The organism is Halomicrobium sp. HArcht3-1 (assembly GCF_058933345.1).
In genome coordinates this window covers 1-13,571 of sequence record NZ_JBZYDM010000006.1, presented here as the reverse complement: position 1 = coordinate 13,571, position 13,571 = coordinate 1, and the positions used below count along the sequence as shown (strand labels likewise).

13 protein-coding genes are annotated in these 13,571 nt (G+C 64.6%); 7 read left to right on the top strand and 6 right to left on the bottom strand.

Going from position 1 to position 13,571, the window contains the following annotated elements; genetic code table 11:
• Window positions 1-11: 11 nt before the first annotated feature.
• Window positions 12-1,559 carry a YegP family protein gene (locus tag AC5FRW_RS11350; protein ID WP_493568573.1) on the bottom strand — a complete coding sequence of 516 codons (1,548 nt, stop codon included), beginning with the start codon at window positions 1,557-1,559 and terminating at the stop codon, window positions 12-14.
• A gap of 325 nt (window positions 1,560-1,884) precedes the next feature.
• On the opposite strand from AC5FRW_RS11350, the gene AC5FRW_RS11345 reads away from it, so the two are divergent.
• The gene (locus tag AC5FRW_RS11345; protein ID WP_493568572.1) at window positions 1,885-3,108 is read left to right on the top strand and encodes an iron-containing alcohol dehydrogenase family protein; all 1,224 of its coding nucleotides are present in this window, start codon (window positions 1,885-1,887) and stop codon (window positions 3,106-3,108) included.
• A gap of 147 nt (window positions 3,109-3,255) precedes the next feature.
• Window positions 3,256-4,233: an ROK family protein gene (locus AC5FRW_RS11340; RefSeq protein ID WP_493568571.1), complete on the top strand. Its 978-nt coding sequence runs from the start codon at window positions 3,256-3,258 to the stop codon at window positions 4,231-4,233.
• A 49-nt stretch (window positions 4,234-4,282) separates the two neighbouring features.
• Here the strand turns inward: AC5FRW_RS11340 and AC5FRW_RS11335 are convergent, their stop codons facing one another.
• Window positions 4,283-4,687, bottom strand: a complete 405-nt coding sequence (locus AC5FRW_RS11335; protein WP_493568570.1) for a CBS domain-containing protein — start codon at window positions 4,685-4,687, stop codon at window positions 4,283-4,285.
• Window positions 4,688-4,875: 188 nt separating this feature from the next.
• Between AC5FRW_RS11335 and AC5FRW_RS11330 the strand changes: the two genes are divergently transcribed.
• A complete protein-coding gene (locus tag AC5FRW_RS11330; RefSeq protein WP_493568569.1) occupies window positions 4,876-6,888 on the top strand; it encodes an AMP-binding protein in 2,013 nt (670 codons plus the stop codon).
• Between the two features lie 96 nt (window positions 6,889-6,984).
• Window positions 6,985-7,251, top strand: a complete 267-nt coding sequence (locus AC5FRW_RS11325; RefSeq protein WP_493568568.1) for a winged helix-turn-helix transcriptional regulator — start codon at window positions 6,985-6,987, stop codon at window positions 7,249-7,251.
• A 41-nt stretch (window positions 7,252-7,292) separates the two neighbouring features.
• On the opposite strand, the gene AC5FRW_RS11320 is transcribed toward AC5FRW_RS11325, so the two are convergent.
• Both AC5FRW_RS11320 and AC5FRW_RS11315 read right to left on the bottom strand, forming a co-directional pair.
• Window positions 7,293-7,898 (bottom strand): hypothetical protein, encoded by a 606-nt coding sequence (locus AC5FRW_RS11320; RefSeq protein WP_493568567.1) that lies wholly within the window; start codon window positions 7,896-7,898, stop codon window positions 7,293-7,295.
• Window positions 7,888-9,024, bottom strand: a complete 1,137-nt coding sequence (locus AC5FRW_RS11315; protein ID WP_493568566.1) for a DUF3179 domain-containing protein — start codon at window positions 9,022-9,024, stop codon at window positions 7,888-7,890. Before AC5FRW_RS11315 ends, AC5FRW_RS11320 begins: the two co-directional genes overlap by 11 nt.
• Before the next feature lie 150 nt (window positions 9,025-9,174).
• On the opposite strand from AC5FRW_RS11315, the gene AC5FRW_RS11310 reads away from it, so the two are divergent.
• The 3 genes from AC5FRW_RS11310 to AC5FRW_RS11300 all read left to right on the top strand — a co-directional run bounded on the left by AC5FRW_RS11310 (window position 9,175) and on the right by AC5FRW_RS11300 (window position 12,638).
• Window positions 9,175-9,546, top strand: coding sequence for a winged helix-turn-helix transcriptional regulator (locus AC5FRW_RS11310; protein WP_493568565.1), 372 nt, complete (start codon window positions 9,175-9,177; stop codon window positions 9,544-9,546).
• Window positions 9,547-9,552: 6 nt separating this feature from the next.
• On the top strand, window positions 9,553-10,599 hold the full coding sequence (locus tag AC5FRW_RS11305; RefSeq protein ID WP_493568564.1) for a threonine aldolase family protein: 1,047 nt from the start codon (window positions 9,553-9,555) through the stop codon (window positions 10,597-10,599).
• A 116-nt stretch (window positions 10,600-10,715) separates the two neighbouring features.
• Window positions 10,716-12,638: a beta-CASP ribonuclease aCPSF1 gene (locus tag AC5FRW_RS11300; RefSeq protein WP_493568563.1), complete on the top strand. Its 1,923-nt coding sequence runs from the start codon at window positions 10,716-10,718 to the stop codon at window positions 12,636-12,638.
• Window position 12,639: 1 nt separating this feature from the next.
• Here the strand turns inward: AC5FRW_RS11300 and AC5FRW_RS11295 are convergent, their stop codons facing one another.
• On the bottom strand, window positions 12,640-12,981 hold the full coding sequence (locus AC5FRW_RS11295) for a glutaredoxin family protein (RefSeq protein ID WP_493568562.1): 342 nt from the start codon (window positions 12,979-12,981) through the stop codon (window positions 12,640-12,642).
• A 170-nt stretch (window positions 12,982-13,151) separates the two neighbouring features.
• On the bottom strand, window positions 13,152-13,391 hold the full coding sequence (locus AC5FRW_RS11290) for a BolA/IbaG family iron-sulfur metabolism protein (RefSeq protein ID WP_493568561.1): 240 nt from the start codon (window positions 13,389-13,391) through the stop codon (window positions 13,152-13,154).
• Window positions 13,392-13,571 lie beyond the last annotated feature (180 nt).

Below are 13,571 nucleotides of genomic sequence, written 5' to 3'. Positions count from 1 at the left end.
GGTCGCGCCGATCAGGCGTCGTGGCGCTCGGCGTGTGGCGCGTTGCGTTTCACGCTGTCGATGCCGTCGAACGCTTTTGTTCTGTTACTGTAGCCCTGTCCGCTGTCGGCCAGAACGTTCCCGTTTCGGTGTCGGAGTCGCCAGCGGTACTTCCCGCCCTTGTCTTCGAACACCTCGAACGTGGCGAGTCCCACGTCGAGGACCGCAGCGTCCCCGGAGTGGCCCTCGACGCGCTCGATGCTCTCTCTGGCACCGCGCTCCTCGCTGAAGCCCTGTCCGCTGTCGGCGACGATTTCGCCGTTGCCCGCTTCGAGTCGCCAGCGGTACTTCCCGCCCGTGTCTTCGAACACGTCGAACTCGTAGTCGGTCTCACCGTCCAGTGCCGAGCGGACGCGGTCGACCGCGTCGCGGGCGCTGCTTCGGGAGGTGTACCCTTCGCCACCGTCCGCGAGGATGCGCCCGTTCTTGTGGATCAGTCGCCAGCGCCACTCGTCGGCGCTGTCCTGATACACTTCGTAGGCCGTCGGATCGGCTCGAAGGTACTGGGCGGGACCGACGCGTTCTCTGACTCGCTCGATGGCCGCCTCGGCCTCGCGACGCTCGCCGTAACCCTCGCCGCTGTCGGCGATGATGTTGCCGTTCGTGTGTTCGAGTCGCCAGCGGTACTCGCCGCCCTTGTCCTCGTACAGTTCGAAGGTGGCCTTACTCTCGCCCGGTGGATACGCGACGACGCCCGTCTCGGACTCGTCCGTCGCGTCGTCCGGTTCCGTTTCGAGTTCGAGCAGCGCCGCCCCGAGCGCGTTGCGCCGGACACTCTCGATGCCGTTCTGGGCGCTGGTCCGGCGCGTGTACCCCTGCGCGCTGTCGGCGATGATGTTGCTATTGCGGTGGCGCAGTCGCCAGCGGAACTTCCCGCCTTTGTCCTCGTACAGTTCGAACGTGGCCGCGCTCTCACGCAGGCCCGCAAGCTCGGCAGCGAGCGCGCGCTGTTCGTCCTGCAGGTCAGCAGACGCCGCGCGCGCCTGCTCGGACTCTTCACGGGCTTGCGCTGCATCGGCCTGTGCCGCCGCGACGGCCGCGTCGGCATCGGTGTCGTCCTCCGCGGGCCTCACCGAATCGTCCGGGTTTTCACGCAAGAGAGGGACGAAAATCGCACCGAGCGCGATGATCGCCATCCCGATAGCATACGTACCGAAGATCATCGGCCGCTGTGCTCGACCGCCGTCGAACGTGACGACCAGCCAGACGATGGCGACGAGACCGACCGCCGCACCGACGTACGACACCAGTGTCGCCCGCCGTTCGAGCGGAAGCCGAACGACCGAGCCGACCAGAATGAACAACAGCCCCAGTCCGCCCAGCGCGATACCGGCCTGCCGTGAGAACGTGCGAGCGGGCGTTGCCGCCGTCGAGGCAGCAAGTAGCACTCCGAACAGGCCGATGACGACCCCGAAGACGAACAGCCAGTAGCCGTACACCTCGTCGTCGGTCGACGGTTCCGCGATCCGATTGCGATACCATTCGAGCAACACACCATCATCCGAGCTAGCACTTGCCATACCAATCGTGAATAATGATGGACGGGAATATAAAATGGCAGTATACTTTGGCTATCTCTCACGTCCGTTCGACGCGCGCAGCACCGGCTGTCCTTTCCGGGTCCAGCGACGGGAGCACGCGGCCGATGCAGCGAGCAGAACCCGAGAGAAGACCCCCTAGGGGAGAACGCTCAGGTAGCTCCAGCACCCACCCGACGTATGGTATCTCGCACGACCGGATCATCCCTCTCGTCTTCCTGGACGGTCCCCGCCCACAGTTTCCACGACGCGCGTTTCGGCGAGACCGAGCATTCCCGCCGCCAGTCGGCGACTCCAGCGCCGACCCATGACTGAGGACAGCACCGTCGACGGCGAGCGAACGGATCGGTTCGCCTACGACCCGCCAGTCCTCCGCGTGGGAGCGGGCGCGGTCGCGGATCTCGGGGCCGAACTCGCTCGCCAGGGGTTCGAGCGAGCGCTCGTCGTCTGTGGCGAGACCGTCGGGACGACACCAGCGGTGCTGGACCCCGTAAAAGACGGTCTGGGAGACAGACTGGCTGGCGTCTTCGCCGAGACGACGCCCGCGAAGCGTCTCGGCACGGCCTACGATGGAGTCGACGCACTGCAAGCGACGGACGCGGACGTGCTCGTCGCCCTCGGAGGTGGGAGCAGTCTCGACGCGGCGACACTCGTGAGCGTGCTCGCTGCCACGGACCATGGGTCGACCACGGTCGGTCAGGAACTCGTCGAGACCGGGACGATCACGGTCCCTGACGACGGTCTCGTTCCAGTCGTCGCCGTGCCAACGACACTTGCGGGTGCTGACTGCTCGATGGTCGCCGGCGTCACCGCCGCCCCCGAGACGTGTCCGGTCACGGAGCCAGCGAGTGGCGGCGTCTCCGCCCCCGGACTGATGCCCACCGCGGTACACGCCGACGCCGAACTGGTCGCGACGACGCCGCGGCCGGTCCTCGCGGCGTCGGCGATGAACGGCTTCGACAAGGGGATCGAGACGCTGTACGCGAGCACCGCGACCCCGGTGACCGACGCCACGGCGATGCGGGGACTCTCGGTTTTTCAGGAGGGACTGCTGGCCTTTGGCGAGTTGGACGACCCTTCGATCGGGGTGTACGAACGGCTCGTCGAGGGTGCGACGCTCGTCCAGTACGGCATCTCACGCGAGGGGGAGACGACACTCTCACTGATCCACGCCGCCGGTCACGGACTAGCGCGAACGTACGACGTACAACAGGGGGCTGCCCACGCCGTAATCGCACCGTACGCACTGGCGTGGCTCTTCGAGCGGGTGGACGGCCGACGGGACATGCTCGCTCGCGCGCTCGGTGTCGACGACGCCGGCGACCCCGCCGAGGCGGTCGTGACAGCAGTTTCGGATGTCGTCACTGCGCTCGATTTGCCGACGCGACTCCGAGACATCGATGGCCCGACGCCCGCGGAGTTCCCCACAGTCGCCGAGCGGATTCGGACGGATCGATTCATGTCGAATACACCGCCTTCGCTCGATCCGACGACAGAATCGATCGAACGACTCCTCGAAGCGGCGTGGTGAGAATATGGAGCACATCTCGTAACGAGATGGGAACACGTCGAACGGATAGCATACCGAACGTAGCCGCTTCCTGACCGGTAGGGCTCGATTATCGGGGCTGTGCCTATGGTGGGAATACTTAAGTGAGAACATGGGTTCGACATGGATATGGAGCAGATCGCCGTCTTCGGGATCGGCAGCACGAACTTCCGCTCTGCCGTCGCCGTCCCGAGCGGGGATATCGTGACCGATACCACCGTCGAACCGACGCGACCGACCGCCCTCGAATCCCAGCTCGTCGACGCCGTCGAGCGGCTGGCAGAGACCACGACAGAACCGCTCTCCGGCGTTGCGGTCTCCTGTACCGGGCTGGTCGACAAGGAGACCGGGCGGATCACCGAACTGGACACGCCCGCTGGCGACACCGTCGACCAGATCGAAGTCGGTCGCGCCATCCACGAGGCTCACGAACTCCCCGTCGTGATAGAGAACGACTGTAACGCGGCCGTCCTCGGCGAATGGCACTACGGCTCGTCCGATGGTGTGGATAGTCTCGTCCACGTCACCTTCGGCACCGGCATCGGCGGCGGCGTCGTCGAGCGGGGCCAACTCGTCCGGGGCGAGTCGGCACAGGCCGGCGAGTTCGGCCTCCTGCCGGTCGCACCGGAGAGCGAGGTCGAAAGTACCGGCGTCAGGGGTGCCTGGGAAGCGTTCTGTTCGGGTCGCGGGATCGCACAGAGCGTCAGCGACCGGATCGCCGAGGAGGACCCCGAAACGGTCCTCGACGGAGACGTCGACGCACAGGCAGTGTTCCGTGCTGCGAGTGCGGGCGACGCGTTCGCCCGCTCGTGTCTCGACCGTGTCGCCCGCTACAACGCGGCCGGACTCGCGGCGATCTGTAACGCCGTCAACCCGGGGCTCGTCACCGTCGGTGGCGGCGTCGCGATGAACAACCCCGACGTGGTACTCGACGGCATCGACCGGTACCTCGACGACTACCTGTTCGTCGATACCCCAGAGGTCAGGATCAGTCGACTCGGGGACGATATCGGCCTCTACGGTGCACTTGCGGCGTTTATCGAAGAACGAGCACCGGCCTCAGTCTGGAGTGCCCCTGCCAAGGACGCACCGGACGCCGACGACTGACATCGCCGCCGTCTTCGGTACCGTTCGTCGCTGGGATCGCCGAGTCCGTTCAGGCCGGACTCGGCGTCTGGATCGTGGAGACGTACGCCGTCAGATCCGTCGTCGAGATGATCCCAATGACGCCTTCGGTGTCGTCGACGACGGGAACGTGGTGGATCCCCGCTTCCAGCATCAGATCGGCGACCGCCTCGATCGGTTCCTGCGCGGTGGTCGTCATCACGTCCGTGCTCATGTAGCGCTCGACGGTCGTCTGGGCTTTTGGCTTGCTCTCCTTGACGATTTCGACGAAGTCAGTCGACGTGAGAATCCCCTGAATCTCGTTTTCCTCGCCGACGACGATCAGCGAACCGATGGCTTCGTCGAGCATCAGCGTCGCTGCGTCTTCGACAAGCGTCTCTGGCGAGACCGTGACCGGGTCTGCCGTCATCAGTCGTCCGACAAAAATGTCGTCCATGCGCAGACCTAGCATGGGGTAGAGATAAATGCGTTTCCTTGCCGGCAGAACCGTTGCCATGTGGCAGAACATCTCACGTGATTGAATGGTTGCCAAGCAATCATTGTCGCCGGCTGTCAATCAGCGAGTATGTGCCACAGTATCACAACCGTGTCCCACACATCGAGGTACCCACGGGGGACCCAGTCATGAGCGGGACGTTCGCCCACGTCCCCGACGAATCGTTCGTCGAGTCGACCAACGTCGCGCAGTTCATGGACGAGTACGACATCGGAGACTACGACGAACTGATCGCACGGACCACGGAGGCGGTCCCCGGCGAACCGGCGTCCGGCATCGAGTGGTTCTGGGACGAAGTGGTCGACTACCTCGATATCGAGTTCTACGAGGCGTACGACAGCGTCCGGGACGACACCGACGGACCGCAGTTCACCCACTGGTACCCCGGTGGCTCGCTCAACATCGCACACAACACCGTCGACCGGCATGCCGGCGTCGACGAGAGTGATCGCAACCGCGTCGCCTGTCTCTGGGAAGGCGAACCCGGCGGCGTGCGACAGGTGACCTATCACGACCTCCACCGACAGGCCAATCGCGTCGCGAACGCACTCCGCGAGCGTGGCATCGAACGGGGCGACACGGTCGGCCTGTACATGCCGATGGTCCCCGAAGTCGTCTCGATCCTCTATGGCTGTTTCAAGGTCGGCGCGATTGCCGTCCCGATCTTCTCTGGGTTCGGCGTCGACGCGACCGCCACCCGCATCGCCGACAGTGACTGCTCGGTGCTCTTTACCGCAGACGGGTTCTACCGCCGAGGCGACGAGGTGCGACTGAAAGGCACCGCCGACGAGGCGATCGCAGACGCCGGCAGCGTCGCCCACACCATCGTCTTCGACCGTCTCGGCACGGTCGACGGGCAAGGAGGAGCGAGCATCCCGTGGGACGACGACCGTGACGAGTGCTGGGCCGACGCCGTCGGGGCGGCCGACAGCACGTTCGAGACCGAGCGACTCGACGCCAGCGACGAGTCGATGCTGCTGTACTCCTCCGGGACCACAGGGAAACCGAAGGGGATCGTCCACACCCACGCGGGCGTGCAGGTCCAGACGGCCAAAGAACTCCACTTTGGCTTCGATCTCAAGCCCGCGGATCGCTTCTTCTGGGTCTCGGATATCGGCTGGATGATGGGACCGTGGATGCTGATCGGTACCCACACGTTCGGCGGCACGGTGTTCATGTACGAGGGCGCCCCCGACTATCCGGAACCGGACCGCTACTGGGACATGATCGAGCGCCACGGCATCACCCAGTTCGGAATCAGTCCGACGGCGATCCGGGCGCTGCGGAACCACGGCACGGACCCGGTCGAGCGCCACGATCTCTCTAGTCTCCGCCTACTCGGGTCGACCGGGGAGCCATGGGACGACGAATCCTGGCGGTGGTTCTACGAACATGTCGGTGACGGCCAAGCGCCGATCATCAACATCTCCGGTGGCACCGAAATCTGTGGCTGCTTTCTGATGCCCATGCCGATCCAGTCGCTCAAGCCCTGCACGCTAGGAGGTCCGGGACTCGGCATGGCCGTCGACATCGTCGATAGTTCGGGTGAATCCATCACCGACACGCACGAACGGGGTTTCCTCGTCGCCCGGGATTCCTGTCCCAGCATGACGAAGTCACTGTGGGACGGCGACGAACGATATATAGAGGAGTACTGGTCGACGTGGGAGGATCTGTGGGATCACGGCGACTGGGCACAGACGGACGAGGACGGCCTGTGGTACCTCCACGGCCGGGCCGACGACGCGCTCAACGTCGCCGGGCGGAAGGTCGGTCCCGCGGAGGTCGAAGGGGCACTGATCGCCCACGACGCGGTCAATCAGGCCGCCGCCGTCGGCGTCCCCGACGAGACGACCGGGACGGCCGTCGTCGCCTTCGTCGTCCTCGAAGCCGGCGTCGAGGCGAGTGGCGACCTGCGCGCGGAACTGCGCGAGCAGGTCGGGCACGAACTGGGCAAGCCGTTCCGGCCCCGCGACATCGTCTTCGTGGAGACCTTCCCGAAGACACAGAGTGGCAAGATCGTCCGGCGAGCGGTGCAGGCGGCGTACACCGGCGAGGACCTCGGCGATACGAGCAGCATCGAAAATCCCGATGCGATCGAGGCACTGGCCGCGGCTGCCGGTGACCAGCAGGGAGCCTGAGACAGATCGACGACGATCAGACGTGAGATTCTGACCGCCGTGACATCGGCGTAACCAAGAGCTATTAGTGTGGACGGCCGTATACTGGAGTATCGGATGACCGCAACGACACAATCGGACCAGGCAGAGCCGATCCCGCGCCATCGGCTCGAAGACGCGCCCCCCAGCGCGAAGTTCGTCCACTGGGTGCTCGACCGCGAGGGGTCGATGACACAGGCCCAACTCGCAGAGGAGACGCTCCTGCCCAAGCGAACCGTTCGTGCAGCGCTGGAGACACTCAACGAGGAAGGTCTCGTCACCGAAGACGTGTTCCTTCCCGACGCGCGCAAGAAGGTCTATCGAGCGACGACGGTCGCACAGTAATTGGCTGGAGTGGGCGTCTGATCGACCCCGGATAGCGGAGACTACACTTCTACCTGCCGGCCGACCCACAGCAGCGACACGATCAACAACGCGACTGCGAGCGGCAGCGCCCACTGGAACGCGGCGACGAGACCGGCACTCGCCTGCACGCCAACGACGAGCAGGATCGTCGGCCCACAACAGACGAAGCCAGACAGGAGACCGGGGAGACCGGCCACGGCACCCACACCGGGATTGACGCGACAGGCAGTCGGTCCGCGCCAGACCACCCACGACACCGCGAGGTTCACGCCCACGAGCACGGCGACACCACCAGCGACCGCTGCCGTGACCGGCGAGAACAGATACTCGACCGGCCCAAGCGACACCAGCGCGATCGGTTCGAACTGGAACGGTGCGACCCGCTCGAACAGCCTCGCGAGCGGATCGTCGACAACGAGAAGACCGATCGTCCCATCGCCACCCCCGAGATTCGCCGCGACTGTTTCGAGCACGAGGAAGTAGCCAAGCGCGGTACCGGCGAAGATGACACGCCCGGCGCGACGACCGAGCGCACCACGGACGGCGAGGGCGGTCCGTCGGAGCAGACTGACTGTCCGCGCGCGAACCGGCCGGTCGTGCTCCGACGTGCTGGTCTCACTCGACATAGGTCGTCTCCGGGTAGTAGCCCGCCCACGCGAACCACATCGAACCGAACGCCAGCACGCGATCCAGCGGGAGATTCGACGCCGCGACAGTGTCGCCCTCGACAGTGTAGCGGCCGTCACCAGCGGACTCGACGGGTCTTCCCTCGGGGTTCGCGTAGACGTATCCAGTCTGTAGTGTCGGATCGGCGACCGCGACGAACGCGATGTCGCCGATCGATCCCGTCTGCACTGAAGCGTCGAGCAGCGACTGCTTGTCGAACGCGATCGCACCGGCTTCGGTCCGCGCGCCGATCACGACCCTCTTCGGGGACGCCCGATCGTCCCGTTCGAGCGGGGCAAACAGTGTCCGGTCGTTGGCGTAGTACCCGCTTTTCGGGTTGTACTGGCCGTACGGGTCGCTCCCGTACCGGCGAACGTGCCCAGTGTCCTCGGTCAGGATCTCGGTATCGGGATGCGCACGTCGCCAGCGCCCCCACGTGGTCCAGACCAGTCGGAACTCCCGAAGAGTCGCACCCGCCATCGGACCCGAAATCGCCGTCGCCAGCATCTGGGGCCAGCGGCTGTCGCCGTGGCGGTCGTACATGACGAGATTCGAATTCAGGAGTTTGCCGGAGACGCCAAATTCGACGCCGCCGCGCTCGAACCCCTGTGCAGTCCCCGTCAGTGGACAGTAGGTGACGGCGACGGTCTCGCTGCCGACGACGTCGTTGACGATCTCGTGGTGGACGAGGATGTACTGTGGATAGGCCCTGACGACACCGTTTCTGACCAGTCCGAACACCGGTGCGCCGTCGGCCAGATCGGCGTCGTCGGCCGCCTGAAACGTCGGCTCGTCGATCGACGGAATCCCGTCTTTCGGTGGTCCGCCGCTGCGAACGTTCTCCCTGAGCGTCGCCCGTTCGTGGTGGACGTACAGCGATCGATCGGCCGTCGGGATCGGTGCCGCCCCGGCCGTGACCGTCTCGCTGTCGTCGCCGGACGAGGTGAGCGACCCGGACCGACCGTCGTTCGGCCGGGAATCAGCGCCGCCGTCGCCGTCGCCAGACTGTCGCCTTGCGGTACAGCCCGCGAGTCCAGCGGCGAGGGCGGCCGCCGTCGTTCGAAGATACGTTCGCCGTGTCGCCATACCGACACAGAGGGTCCGGAAGGGGAAATAGGCCGCTTGAGATGACGAGGGGCGCGCACGAACGCCGCGCTGGTGGCCGGGAAGGAGGTGTTTCAACACCACCAACTTACCACACGTAACTATAAACGAATCCGGGCCAAAACGGATGGTATGACAGACGCGAACGAACCACTGGAAGTGTGGTGTGTCGGCGAAGAGTGGTGTCCGATCACGACGACGGCGTCGGTCATCGGCAAGAAGTGGCACCCCGTACTGGTCCATCGCCTCCTCGAACACGGGCCCTCGGGGTTCAACGAACTCAAAGAGAACGTCGACGGCATCTCCAGTAAAGTTCTCTCGGACAGCCTCGACGACCTGCAGGACAACGGTCTCGTCGAGCGCGAGGTCATCAGTGAACAACCGTTTCGCGTCCAGTACTCGCTGACCGAGCGCGGTGCCGCACTGGAGACGGTCATCGAAGCGATGAAAGACTGGGGACAGGCCCACCTCACAGAACCGGCCGAAGACTCGGCGGAGGCCTGAGTCCGGATGCACGATCGAACCGACGTGGTCGACCTCCGGTCCGACACCGTCACGACCCCCTCGGATCAGATGCGCGTGGCCGCACGCGACGCCGAGGTCGGCGACGACGTGTACAGCGAAGACCCGACCGTCGAGAAACTCGAAGCGCGCGCCGCCGAGCTGCTCGGGATGGAAGACGCACTGTTCGTCCCCAGCGGGACGATGGGCAACCAGATCGCAGTTCGGGTCCACACCGACCGCGGCCAGGAGCTACTGCTCGACCGGGAGTCCCACATCTACCGCTGGGAACTGGCCGGGACCGCCCAGCACGCGCAGGTCCAGACGCGGCCGCTCGACGCTGGCGACCGCTGCGTGCCGACACCCGAAGCGGTGGCCGACGCCGTCGTCACCGAAGACCTCCACCGGCCGGGGACCGGCCTGCTCACCGTAGAGAACACTCACAACTACCGTGGCGGGATCGCAGTACCCAAGTCTCACCTCGACGCTGCGGCCCGTGCCGCTCACGAGCACGGCGTGCCGGTCCACCTCGACGGCGCACGCCTCTGGAATGGGGCCGTAGCACTCGACAGGCCAGTCGCCGACCTCACCGAACACGTCGACTCGGTGCTGTGCTGTCTCTCGAAGGGACTGGGCGCGCCAGTCGGATCGGTGCTGGCCGGTAGCGAATCGTTTATCGAGGACTCTCGACGGATCCGCAAGCTGTTCGGCGGTGGGATGCGACAGGTCGGTCTCGTCGCTGCGCCGGGTCTGGAAGCCCTCGACAACCTCGACCGCCTCGCCGACGACCACGCGAACGCCGACCGACTGGCCGATGGTCTCGACGCCATCGACGGCCTGCGAGTCCCAGCACCGGAGACCAATATCGTCGTCATCGACAGTGAAACCGCCGGTATCACCAGCGAACGACTGGTCGCAGCCTGCGAAGACCGGGGCGTCCGCGCCGGCAGTTTCGACACGTACACCACCCGCTGCTGTACGCATCTGGACGTCGACAGCGACGACATCGACGCGGCGGTCGACCGCATCGCGCACGTCGTGGCCGACCTGCGCTGAGAGGGCGACCGAGAAGCAAAGGTTCTTGCACCTCGCTGGTCAAGCGACATTCAACGAGACGCGGTTGCCGTCGTTCTCGCAGTTCGCTGACGGCTACTGATCGCTGATTTCAACACATGAGTTCCGCAGACGAGACACTCGAGAAGATACAGAAAACGGTCGAGCAGGAAACACCAGACGACATCGAGATCGCCTCGGTGACGTTCGAAGGTCCCGAACTCGTCATCTACACACCGGACGCACAGAAGGTGGCGAACAGGGACCGGCTCGTCCCGAAGCTCGCACAGACCCTCCAGAAGCGAATCAACGTCCGCCCGACACAGGGCGCCCTCGTCGACGAGGCCACCGCACGACAGGAGATCGAAGCGACGATCCCCGAGGAAGCCGGCGTCCAGAATCTCGACTTCGATCACGACACTGGCGAAGTGTTCATCGAAGCCGAGAAACCCGGTCTCGTCATCGGCCGCCACGGCGAGACCCTCGACAAGATTTCGGGCTCCGTCGGCTGGACCCCCGAGGTCGTCCGCACACCGCCCATGGAATCCTCGACGGTCTCGAACGTCCGAAACTTCCTCAAACAGGAACGGACCGAGCGCCGTGAGATTCTCGAACGCGTCGGCCGCCAGATCAACCGCCCCCGCACCAGTGACGACGACTGGGTCCGCCTGACGACGCTTGGCTGCTGTCGCGAAGTCGGCCGTGCAGCCTTCATCCTCTCGACGCCCGACTCGCGCATCCTCATCGACTGCGGCGACAAACCCGGTGCCAAAGGCGAAGTCCCGTACCTCCAGGCACCCGAAGCCCTCGCCGCTGGCCCGCAGTCCATCGATGCCGTCGTCCTGACCCACGCCCACCTCGACCACTCGGCGCTCATCCCGATCCTGTTCAAGTACGGCTACGACGGCCCCATCTACACCACCGCACCGACCCGCGACCTGATGGGCCTGCTCCAACTGGACTACCTCGACGTGGCCGCCAAAGAAGGGCGTTCGCCACCCTACGAGAGCCAGCAGGTCCGTGACGCGCTGAAACACACCATCCCTGTCGAGTTCGGCAACGTCACAGACATCGCGCCCGACATCAAGCTCACGATGCACAACGCCGGCCACATCCTCGGCTCGGCGGTCTGTCACTTCCACATCGGCGACGGCCACTACAACGTCGCCTTCTCCGGTGACATCCACTACCGCGACACGCGCCTGCTTGACGGGGCCGTCAACGACTTCCCCCGCGTCGAGACGCTCGTCCTCGAATCGACCTACGGCGGGAAAAACGACTACCAGACCGACCAGCAAGACTCCGAGCGCGTCCTCAGGAAAGCAATCAACGACGCTCACGACCGCGGCGGCAAGATTCTGATTCCCGCTTTCGCCGTCGGCCGTTCGCAAGAACTCATGCTCGTCCTCGAAGAAGCGATGCGAAACGACGAGATTCCGACGATGCCGGTCTACCTCGACGGGATGATCCGCGAGGCGACGGCGATCCACACCGCCTACCCCGAGTATCTCCGTAGCGACCTCCGACAGCGTATTCTCTACGAAGACGAAAATCCGTTCCTCGCCGAGCAGTTCCAGCAGGTCGACGGCGGTCAGGAAATGCGCCAAGAGATCGCCGACGACGAACCGTGCATCGTGCTCACCACGTCGGGGATGGTCACCGGCGGCCCCGTCATGTCGTGGCTCCGCCTGCTCGGGAGCGACCCGGACAACACCATGATGTTCGTCGGGTATCAGGCCGAAGGGACGCTCGGCCGTCAGATCCAGCGCGGCCAAGACGAGATCACACTCTCCGATGGCAGCGGCCCACGCGCCGAACGCGTCTCACTCAAGATGGAAGTCGAGACTGTCGACGGGTTCTCCGGCCACGCCGACCGACAGGGTCTCGAAACGTTCGTCGAAACGATGCACCCCCGCCCCGAGAAAGTCATCTGCGTCCACGGCGACGAACAGTCGACGAATCAACTGTCGTCGGCGCTGTACCAGCAGTTCAACATGCGCACCTACAATCCGAAGAACCTCGAAACGTTCCGCTTCGTCTAACTCAGGCCTGTAGTGTCGTACCGAGTTCCTCGCGTTCGTGATACTGTTCTAAGATATCGCTCCCACCGACGAACTCACCGTCGACGAACGTCTGTGGAATCGTCTCACGACCGCTGTGTTCACTGAGCGCTGCCCGGTACTCGTCGAGTGACTCCAGAACATCGACGGTCTCGAACTCATCTCGATGGTGATTGATCAACGTGAGCGCCTTATCGGAGTACCCACACTGGGGCATCATCTCCGTTCCCTTCATGAAGAGAACCACCTCGTTGTTCGCGATAGTCTCGTCTACCTTCGCTGTGACCTCTTCCTGTGGGAGTCCCTCATTGGGATCGAACGTCATACCACGAGAGTGGCGCGCCGCGCGCAAATGGCTTGCGCTACCGACCCCCGCAGACCACTGGCCGGTAACGCCGGCGGGTCCAGCAGCATACTCCTTCAAAAAGAGATTGCCCATACAGCGTCTCGATCCGTTGTATACCGCCCCGGTCGACAGGTCTGAGTCCGGGCTGCCTACGCCTCTTCCGGGGTCTCGGTTTCGATTTCGATCGCATGAATGTCTGTGGTCATGTGCTCACCGAGTGCGTCGTACACCCGCTGGTGCCGATCGACCAGACTTTCGCCCTCGAAAACGGGCGAGATCACTCGTGCCGCGAGATGGTCGTCCTCCTCCGCCCCTCGCGATGGACGGACCGTCGCCTCGGCATCTTCGATCCCTGCTTCGATCAACTGCTCGACCCCGTCGGTGTCCATACCGACCGCAGGGCGGCGAGCGGAAAAACGCTTGCTACAGCGGGCGCTCGCGAACGACATGAAAAAAGCCCGCAGCCACCGTGGCTGCGGGCTTTAAAGTATGAATGGGCAGGCGGCGAATCGAGTTTCCCAGGGGTTCGCACACCCCAGTACTCACCGAAACGCAGGCAGGCTTATCTT

Bases quoted from the DNA above. Each gene is read 5' to 3' on its own strand.
- AC5FRW_RS11325 (WP_493568568.1), top strand. From the start codon at position 6,985: ATGACCGCAACGACACAATCGGACCAGGCAGAGCCGATCCCGCGCCAT.
- AC5FRW_RS11340 (WP_493568571.1), top strand. From the start codon at position 3,256: ATGGAGCAGATCGCCGTCTTCGGGATCGGCAGCACGAACTTCCGCTCT.
- AC5FRW_RS11295 (WP_493568562.1), bottom strand. From the start codon at position 12,981: ATGACGTTCGATCCCAATGAGGGACTCCCACAGGAAGAGGTCACAGCG.
- AC5FRW_RS11330 (WP_493568569.1), top strand. From the start codon at position 4,876: ATGAGCGGGACGTTCGCCCACGTCCCCGACGAATCGTTCGTCGAGTCG.
- AC5FRW_RS11315 (WP_493568566.1), bottom strand. From the start codon at position 9,024: ATGGCGACACGGCGAACGTATCTTCGAACGACGGCGGCCGCCCTCGCC.
- AC5FRW_RS11310 (WP_493568565.1), top strand. From the start codon at position 9,175: ATGACAGACGCGAACGAACCACTGGAAGTGTGGTGTGTCGGCGAAGAG.
- AC5FRW_RS11345 (WP_493568572.1), top strand. From the start codon at position 1,885: ATGACTGAGGACAGCACCGTCGACGGCGAGCGAACGGATCGGTTCGCC.
- AC5FRW_RS11290 (WP_493568561.1), bottom strand. From the start codon at position 13,391: ATGGACACCGACGGGGTCGAGCAGTTGATCGAAGCAGGGATCGAAGAT.
- AC5FRW_RS11335 (WP_493568570.1), bottom strand. From the start codon at position 4,687: ATGGACGACATTTTTGTCGGACGACTGATGACGGCAGACCCGGTCACG.
- AC5FRW_RS11300 (WP_493568563.1), top strand. From the start codon at position 10,716: ATGAGTTCCGCAGACGAGACACTCGAGAAGATACAGAAAACGGTCGAG.
- AC5FRW_RS11305 (WP_493568564.1), top strand. From the start codon at position 9,553: ATGCACGATCGAACCGACGTGGTCGACCTCCGGTCCGACACCGTCACG.
- AC5FRW_RS11350 (WP_493568573.1), bottom strand. From the start codon at position 1,559: ATGGCAAGTGCTAGCTCGGATGATGGTGTGTTGCTCGAATGGTATCGC.
- AC5FRW_RS11320 (WP_493568567.1), bottom strand. From the start codon at position 7,898: ATGTCGAGTGAGACCAGCACGTCGGAGCACGACCGGCCGGTTCGCGCG.